General features: G+C 73.4%; 2 protein-coding genes and 1 pseudogene. 1 reads left to right on the top strand and 2 read right to left on the bottom strand.

Features of this window, described 5'->3' with window-relative positions:
* Positions 1–274 (bottom strand): annotated as a pseudogene (locus tag ACGF0D_RS44310) (hypothetical protein); the annotation flags it as partial.
* Complete coding sequence (locus ACGF0D_RS44305; protein ID WP_392926271.1) at positions 267–779, bottom strand: SigE family RNA polymerase sigma factor; 513 nt, start codon at positions 777–779, stop codon at positions 267–269. The gene ACGF0D_RS44305 and the pseudogene ACGF0D_RS44310, both read right to left, overlap by 8 nt.
* 252 nt (positions 780–1,031) lie before the next feature.
* On the opposite strand from ACGF0D_RS44305, the gene ACGF0D_RS44300 reads away from it, so the two are divergent.
* Positions 1,032–1,239 (top strand): hypothetical protein (locus ACGF0D_RS44300; protein ID WP_392926270.1); only part of this gene is annotated, 208 nt, incomplete at its 3' end.

Genomic DNA, 1,239 nt, shown 5'->3' with positions numbered 1-1,239 from the left:
GGTGGGGGGAAGCGGGCACGGGTGAGGAGTTCGTGGTGGCTGCTCCTTGTTGTGGCCCCGGTGAGTGTTGTGGCCCCGGCGAGTGCAGCACGGACGGGAGGACCAGGCACAGGGCTGCCGCGGTGCAGGCCGCGGTCGCGCCCAGCGCGTGCCGGAGGTGGCGGCGCCGGTCGGCGCGTCGGCGGATCTCCGCAGCGGGCAGGGTCGGTGCGGGCATCTGCGTGCCGAGCAGCCGCAGCCGGTCGGCGAGGGTGTCGTGGATGGGGTCAGACACGGAGCTTTCCTTCCTCGCTGGTCGGGGTTCGGTCAGCGAGTTTGGCCGCGAGCGCGGTCCGGCCGCGGGCGAGGCGGCTCTTGACGGCGCTGACGCTGGCGCCGGTCTCGGCCGCGACCTGCTCGACGGAGAGGTCGCACATGTGGTGCAGGACCAGGGCGCCTCGTTGTGCTTCGGGCAGGTCGCGGAGCGCGGTGACCAGCATCAGGTGCTCCTCGGTGGGCGGCTCGACGGTGGGTGGTTCTTGGCGGTGGTGGCGTCCGGCCAAGTGCAGGCCCCGGGCGAGACGCCGCCAGCGGGAGTGTGCCAGCCGCCGGGCCGTGGTCCGGATCCATGCCTCCGGGGCTTCGTCCGGGTCGAAGGTGCGCCTTCGGTCCCACGCGCGGATGAAGGCCTCCTGGACCACGTCCTGCGCTTCGGACCAGTTGCCGGTTAACGCGTACAGCTGCCCGGTCAGGCGGGAGAAGGACGCCGCGTAGAACGCGTCGAACTCCTGTGGCGTCATCAAGGGCCTCTCTTCTGGGGCTGTCCGTCAGTTCACGGCACAGGCGATGCGCGAGGAGGCACTCCTCGGTCGCGGCGGTGGAGCCGTGCGTCCTGGGCGGGGCCTCCCGCCCTGTACGCACGAGCGCCGTCCCTGGGTCGCACCGACGGCCTATGACCTGGATCACGTGCGCGGGGTGCGACCTGCCGGGCGTCGGGAGGCGTACAGGGGTGCCGGCGTCAACCGGACGCCCGCAGGAAAGGACACGGATTCATGCGCATCCGCCCGATCATGCTCATCGCCGCCACCGCCACCGCCGCGGCCCTCGCGACCGCGGGGGGAATGGCCACTGCCGCGACCGGCACCTCCACGGCTACCCCCACGCCCGCCGCCACGGCCACCCCCACGGCCCACGGCTCCGGCTCGGCCGGCGCCTCGGTGGTCTCCGGCAGCGGCTCGTCCGCCACCCCCGCGCCTGCCA

The sequence above is a fragment of the Kitasatospora sp. NPDC048298 genome (assembly GCF_043201465.1).
Classification (GTDB): Bacteria; Actinomycetota; Actinomycetes; order Streptomycetales; family Streptomycetaceae; genus Kitasatospora.
The sequence above is the reverse complement of the archived record's forward strand: the minus strand, read 5'-3'. Positions and strand labels throughout refer to the sequence as shown.

What these genes read in the sequence shown, in the direction of transcription:
- ACGF0D_RS44305 (WP_392926271.1), bottom strand. Translation starts at nt 779, where the DNA reads ATGACGCCACAGGAGTTCGACGCGTTCTACGCGGCGTCCTTCTCCCGC.